Origin of the sequence: Pseudoalteromonas sp. SR44-5 (genome assembly GCF_014163675.1) — a bacterium.
In the GTDB taxonomy this organism is placed as follows: Bacteria; Pseudomonadota; Gammaproteobacteria; order Enterobacterales; family Alteromonadaceae; genus Pseudoalteromonas; species Pseudoalteromonas rhizosphaerae.
In genome coordinates this window covers 39,984-45,983 of sequence record NZ_JACJDT010000037.1, presented here as the reverse complement: position 1 = coordinate 45,983, position 6,000 = coordinate 39,984, and the positions used below count along the sequence as shown (strand labels likewise).

The 6,000-nt window shown below is 36.4% G+C and carries 5 protein-coding genes; 1 reads left to right on the top strand and 4 read right to left on the bottom strand.

Annotated features, from left to right (window positions below):
- Positions 1-250: 250 nt before the first annotated feature.
- On the bottom strand, positions 251-838 hold the full coding sequence (locus H5154_RS16935; protein WP_149982743.1) for a hypothetical protein: 588 nt from the start codon (positions 836-838) through the stop codon (positions 251-253).
- A 307-nt stretch (positions 839-1,145) separates the two neighbouring features.
- Between H5154_RS16935 and H5154_RS16930 the strand changes: the two genes are divergently transcribed.
- Positions 1,146-3,326 (top strand): response regulator, encoded by a 2,181-nt coding sequence (locus tag H5154_RS16930; protein WP_182719047.1) that lies wholly within the window; start codon positions 1,146-1,148, stop codon positions 3,324-3,326.
- 72 nt (positions 3,327-3,398) lie between these two features.
- On the opposite strand, the gene H5154_RS16925 is transcribed toward H5154_RS16930, so the two are convergent.
- From H5154_RS16925 to H5154_RS16915, 3 genes are read right to left on the bottom strand one after another with little or no spacing between them, the layout of a single operon-like run.
- Positions 3,399-3,518: a DUF2474 domain-containing protein gene (locus H5154_RS16925; RefSeq protein WP_149982745.1), complete on the bottom strand. Its 120-nt coding sequence runs from the start codon at positions 3,516-3,518 to the stop codon at positions 3,399-3,401.
- A gap of 47 nt (positions 3,519-3,565) precedes the next feature.
- Positions 3,566-4,573: a cytochrome d ubiquinol oxidase subunit II gene (gene cydB / locus H5154_RS16920; protein WP_182719049.1), complete on the bottom strand. Its 1,008-nt coding sequence runs from the start codon at positions 4,571-4,573 to the stop codon at positions 3,566-3,568.
- A gap of 11 nt (positions 4,574-4,584) precedes the next feature.
- Complete coding sequence (locus H5154_RS16915; protein ID WP_182719046.1) at positions 4,585-5,985, bottom strand: cytochrome ubiquinol oxidase subunit I; 1,401 nt, start codon at positions 5,983-5,985, stop codon at positions 4,585-4,587.
- Positions 5,986-6,000 lie beyond the last annotated feature (15 nt).

Genomic DNA, 6,000 nt, shown 5'->3' with positions numbered 1-6,000 from the left:
CGTGTTAAGTTACTGACCATTTATAGCGACAGATAAATACAGTGATAACAAGGCGTAAATTTTGACATGTAGTTGTTCTACTTGAAAAAATTATAACGCAGTTAGCGCTTTATTTAGCTCGCTAGAATGGTTAAATATTTAAGTCGATTGGTATTAATTAAGTTGCTAAGTTTAACCTAACAGCAACAAATACAAAAAAGGCTTAGAAGTGATTCTAAGCCTTATTATTAGGGACTAAGTTTTAATTATATTATTGATTATTGATTTCTATTTGCCCAATAGCAACAGAGCCGTGCTGCCATGTAGTGCGGCATTTCAAACTAAGAACAGCATCACTTTCAAAATTATTATCAAGAGCTGTTACATACGATACAAACTGCTTTGAGCTATTTGCAGTGTCAGCAATATCAATCCAGTCAAAGCCCTTTCCTGTAGCATACTTAAACCACTTCTCTTGCCCGCCATCACTTACTTTACGAACACGTGAAATTAAGCAGCCGCCGTTTGAGCTATTTAAACCTTCAGTAATGCCATGAACTTTAAGCTCAAAATTACCAATCGTGTCATTTAAAGGAATGCTACAGTTGAAATAACGCTCAGAGCGTGAAAATTGAGGATCAAAAGTAAAGTAGCCATTTTCTGTAGTACCAGTTTTTTCTAGAGTTACTTCTTTTAGTGCAGCTAGATCACCTATTGAAGCAGCTAGATTATTAACGGCTTGTGACTTATAAACTGTATCTTCAGAGCAATGAGAGGCACCATCAAATACAGCAGCTTGTGTAAGTGACGATATAGACGCTAAAGCAGTCGCTAAAGCAATATTCTTAATTTTTAACATATTCATATCCTTATATTTTTGTCCCTAATAAGATGGATAATATCACGCAATATAAAATAAACAACTCACATTGAATGTTTTATATTCGAGTTATTTATTCTAGTAAAACAACAAGGCTTTAATTGCACTCAATAGGTTTTATTTCGAGTCACTGAATAGATTAATTCTACAGCTAAAAGAGCTAGGCCTATAAAGCTCTATTGAAGAAATGCACAGATATTACCTTTTTCATGCGATTTTAATCTGAAAGTTGCTATTACCCTGAAATTAATCCTATATTTAGTGGACATAAATATTGAGCAATGCAATGAAAACAGCGCAAATCCCAGCAGACGAAGAGTCTAGACTAAAAGCCTTGTATGAGTATGAAATATTAGATACCAAAGCCGAACAAGTATTTGATGATTTAACTCAACTTGCTTCTGAAATTTGTGAAACGCCTATTTCACTCATTAGCTTAGTAGATCCGCAAAGACAGTGGTTTAAGTCAAAGTACGGTATTGATGTTGATGAAACTGAGAGAGAGATTGCATTTTGCTCCCATGCAATACTGCAAGACCACATTTTTGAAATACCGAACGCATTACTCGATGAGCGCTTTCATGATAACCCGCTAGTTGTTAATAATCCAAACATACGATTTTATGCAGGCGCCCCGTTAGTAACCCCAAAAGGAAATACTATAGGCACACTCTGTGTTATTAGCGATAAGCCCAAAAAGCTAAATCAAAACCAAATTAACGCTCTGACGATACTAGGTCGAGAAGTTATCACTCAACTTGAACTTAGATTAAACAACAGAAGATTAACATCAGCTCTAGAACAACAAAAAATACATAATGAAGAACTTGAAGTACTAAAAAAAGAAGCTGATAGTGCCAACACCTTAAAGGGCCAATTTCTAGCAAATATGACCCATGAACTTAGAACACCACTACACGGTATTTTAAATTTAGCTGAATTTGGCCTAGCTGAAGAAACGAGTTTAGAAAAAGATAACGCTTTGAAAAGTATTTTAAACTCAGCCAATATACTCTCAAGTATTGTGAATGACATTCTAGATTTTTCAAAAATTGAAGCTGGCAAACTAGATATCGAAAATATCAATTTTAATCTTAAAGAGGTTGTTAACGATCTCTTCAAGCCTCTCATTAAACAAGCATCAGCTAAAGGCATTAAACTTACTTTATATATTGATGAGAAGGTGGCAGCAACTTTAAAAGGTGATCCTGTAAGGATCTCACAAATTCTAAATAACTTGTGTTCAAACGCGATTAAATTTACAAACCAAGGGCAAGTAAATCTCAAAGTCAGCGTTCAAAGTAGTTCATTAATTGAACAGGATATTTTATTTGAAATTATTGATACAGGTATTGGTATCAGCGAAGCAGCACAACAAAACTTATTTCAAGATTTTCATCAAGCAGATGCATCTATATCAAGATGTTATGGGGGCACAGGGCTTGGCTTATCAATCTGTGCCAAGTTAAGTCAACTAATGAAAGGTAAAATCGGCTTTACAAGTAAAGAAGGCGAAGGCTCTATATTTACGTATCAACAGAGCTTTGAAACACATCATCTATTGTATGATTCATTAAAACAAAAGAAAGAAATAACTAATTTACAAGGGTGCACCATTCTAATCGCCGAAGATAATAAAATAAATCAACTCATCGTAAGTAAAATGCTACAAGCGCATAACGCCAATGTAGTAATCACAGAAAACGGTAAAGAGTGTGTTGATTACTTTAATACAAACCCTGTAGATTTGATTTTTATGGATATCCAAATGCCAGTAATGGATGGAGTACAAGCCACAAAAGCAATTCGGGCACAACAAGGAGATAAAACAACCCCAATTATAGCCTTGACAGCTAACACCTTGAAACAAAACATTGAACATTATTTAGACATTGGTATGGATGGTTATTTAGCTAAACCATTTGATAAAGATAAATTAAATAGCTTACTTAATATTTACAACCCTAATAACCTCAATCTAAAAAAGCTAGCGGTTAAAATTAGTGATCCTAATATTTCAAGCAAATATAAACTAAATCAGACATGCCAAGAGTTAAAAAAGCTAATTCCAAATGCAAATAGAGTTAGCCTTTGGTTACTAAACCACGAATATACTGCGATAAATTGTTTAATATGCCTTGATGAAAATGAGGTAGTAACAAATGACATGGTTTTAAAAGCTCAGGATTTTCCTGCATACTTTAATTATATTTTAGGTAACCAAGTACTTGATGCATCGGATGCAAGGAACAACGAAGTAACAAAGGACTTAAATAAATCCTATTTTGAACCATTCAATGTGTATTCCTTACTTGATTATATCTATTTTATAGATGACAAACCGTTAGGCGTAATTTGTTGTGAAAGTGTTGACTCAAAAGTGTCATGGGACTATGCAGACAAAGAAGCACTGATAAAGATAGCGGATGTAACAACTCTTTTTTTATCCAAGCAACTCAAGTCTTAATAAAAGTAATGAGAATATAAAAAAGGGGACTATTATTTGATAAAATAGTCCCCTGTAATTTAACTAACGTTATTACTTCATTCCTGCAAGAGTCATCAAAAAGCGGATCAAAAGAGACACTAAAAATAATGAAGCAACACTCAAGACCCAAATGATAATTAACCATTTAAATTGATGAAGATGCTTTTTCATATACCCTCCACAAAGCCTTCGCTAAATAGTGCAATAGCATTGAATAACTAATGATACCCCTCGGTATCAACAACTTTGCCACGAAATACATAATAAGACCAAAACGTATAAGCCAATATAAACGGCACGATGATAACAACACCAACCAAGGTGAATTTTAAACTTGATTCAGGCGCTGCAGCTTCATAAATAGACACACTTGGTGGAATAATGTTTGGCCAAAGGCTAATACATAAGCCTAAATATCCCATAAACAACATACACAGCGCATAAATAAATGGCCGATAGTGTTTACTTGAGTTTACTGAGCCCAGTAATAATAAAACAAAAATACCAGTAATAATTGGCAAAGGAGCAAGATATACAATATTTGACCAATTAAACCACATTGCTTTTACATCAGCGTTGATCAGTGGTGTATAAATGCTGATACCTAACATGCACAAGGCTAATAAAATAGTTAATGGCTTAATAAGTTTACGCATTTGTTTATACAAATTATGCTCTGTTTTAACCACTAACCAAGTGGCACCTAATAAGCCATAAGCAAACAGTAAACTACACCCTGTAAATAAGCTAAATGGTGTTAACCAGTCTAAAGATCCACCAGCAAACTCACCATTTTCAACAGGAAAACCAATAATAACAGCGCCCATTGCTACACCTTGAGCAAAGGTTGCCATAAACGAGCCTACAAAAAATAACTTATCCCATAATGGACGGTGAGACTCAGTCGCTTTAAAGCGAAATTCAAACGCAACACCTCGTAATATTAAGCCAAATAACATCACTAAAATAGGCCCATATAAGGCTGATAATATGACTGAGTAAGCCATAGGAAACGCAGCTAACAAGCCTGCCCCGCCAAGCACTAACCACGTTTCATTACCATCCCAAACTGGGGCAACGGAGTTAACCATGATATCTCTTTCATATTTATTTTTAACCAGCGGAAAAAGTAGGCCAATCCCTAAGTCAAAACCATCTAAAAACACATACATCATTAAACCAAAGCCAATAATGAGTGCCCAGATACTCGGTAAATCAAAATCCATCATGTAATCTCCTAAAGCTCAACACCATCGGCCGCTGATAGCGGACGAGCCGGACGTTTGTTTAAGTCATCTTTATTATCGTTGTCATACACTTGTTCAGGGCCCTTTTTGATAAGTGCTAACATATAACGCACACCGACCCCAAACACACAGACATATAAAACAACAAAAGTAAGTAATGAATAACTCATTGCCGTCATCGAATGAGCAGAGCTTGCATCAACCGTTCTTTGTAACCCATATACAACCCAAGGTTGTCGTCCCGCCTCTGTGACAAACCAGCCAGTTAGCATCGCAATCAATCCGGCGGGGCCCATTGCAACACAAAACCTTAAGAACCATTTTTTCTCGTATAATCGGCCTTTTTTACGTAACACTAACCCTGTTATGCCTAATAAAATCATCAATAACCCTAAGGCGACCATAATTCTAAAACTAAAAAATACAATAGGTACATAAGGGCGATCTTCAGGAGGTACAGATGTTAATGGTGCAATGGTGCCATCAAGACTATGCGTTAAAATTAAGCTAGCAAGATGAGGTATTTCTATAGCGTAATCATTGCGCTCTTCTTCCATATTTGGCCAACCGAATAAAACTAAGGGGACACCTTCGCCAGGTTCTGATTCATGCCAATGCCCTTCCATTGCTGCCACTTTCATTGGTTGATGCTCAAGTGTATTTAGGCCATGTTCGTCTCCTACAAAAGCTTGCAATGGTGCGATAATTAACAACATCCACATTGCCATCGACAACATTTTTTTTGCCGCTTGAGTGTGCGAGCCTTTTAATAAATGCCATGCACCAGATCCGCCTACCAACAAGGCTGTCGCTAAAAAAGCGGCTAAGCCCATATGGACTAAACGATAAGGAAATGAAGGATTAAATATTATCTCAAACCAGTCAACCGGAACCGCTCGGCCATCAATAATTTCATAGCCTTGAGGTGTTTGCATCCAGCTGTTAGAAGCCAAAATCCAAGTCATTGAAATCAACGTACCGATTGCCACTAAACAGGTGGATGTAAAGTGAAGCTTTTCGCCAACTTTATTCCAACCAAAAAGCATAACGCCAAGAAAGCCAGCTTCTAAGAAAAACGCAGTCATCACCTCATAACTGAGTAATGGCCCCGTAATAGCTCCAGCAAAATTAGAAAACTGACTCCAGTTAGTACCAAACTGATAAGCCATTACGATGCCGGATACCACTCCCATAGCAAAATTTACCGCAAACACTTTCATCCAAAAACGACAAAGCGTCATGTATATCGGCTTTCGCGTGTATAACCAAAGCCCTTCAAGTACCGCAAGGTAACTTGCCAAGCCAATTGTTATTGCTGGAAAAATAATATGAAAAGAGACTGTAAATGCAAACTGTATACGAGCTAAATCAATAGCAGTAAAATCTATCATAACGCCAACCTACTC